We start from the raw sequence: 776 nt of genomic DNA, 5'->3' as shown, positions 1-776 counted from the left end.
GGCGGCCGCCGCTCAAAGCAAATTAGCCCCTGCGCCTGAGATCCGCAGGGACGCTGCTCCCGAAGCTGGACGGCATAAAGCTGACGCCGGAACGCAAATTACGGCGCAGTCGCTGGGAGACGAAGAGTTCAAACGGGATTATGGACTGAAATATGCTTATGTTACCGGATCCATGTATCGCGGAGTTGCTTCGAGAACGTTGGTCGTTCAGGCGGCGAAAGCAGGCTTGCTCAGTTTTTACGGAGCCGGAGGCCTTGATCCGGAGCAAATTGAATCAGATATCCGGGCAATTCAGCGGGTGTTGGACAAAGGGGAGGCCTATGGACTGAACATGCTGCATCAGCCGATGCACCCCCAGAAGGAAGAACAGCTTATAGATCTGTATTTGAGCTGCGGTGTAGAGGTCATTGAAGCCTCTGCTTACATGGCGGTCAATGCGCCGCTTGTTCGCTACCGGGCCAAAGGGCTTGTGCAGGCTTCGGATGGTTCCGTTACTGCCGGCAACAGGATCATGGCCAAGGTGTCCCGGCCGGAGGTGGCAGAGGCTTTTCTCAGTCCGGCTCCCGAACGGATCGTTCTCCGGCTGCTTCATGAGAACCGCATTACTCCGGCAGAGGCCGATGCCCTCCGATCCGTACCGATGGCAGATGACATTACGGTGGAGGCCGATTCGGGAGGCCACACCGACCAGGGCGTAGCGTATACACTGCTGCCGACGATTCTGCGGCTCCGCGATGAACTGATGCAGCGTTACGGAAATGGCAAGCGGGTCCGCG

At 57.9% G+C, this 776-nt stretch carries 1 protein-coding gene; it reads left to right on the top strand.

The features are described from left to right. Positions 1 to 776, top strand: a 776-nt coding sequence (locus tag L696_RS30790; RefSeq protein ID WP_483414257.1) for a beta/alpha barrel domain-containing protein, incomplete at both ends; no start/stop codon positions are given.

Origin of the sequence: Paenibacillus maysiensis (assembly GCF_000520815.1) — a bacterium.
In the GTDB taxonomy this organism is placed as follows: Bacteria; Bacillota; Bacilli; order Paenibacillales; family Paenibacillaceae; genus Paenibacillus; species Paenibacillus maysiensis.
Note: the sequence above shows the minus strand (reverse complement) of the source record. Positions and strands in the feature narration are given on the sequence as shown.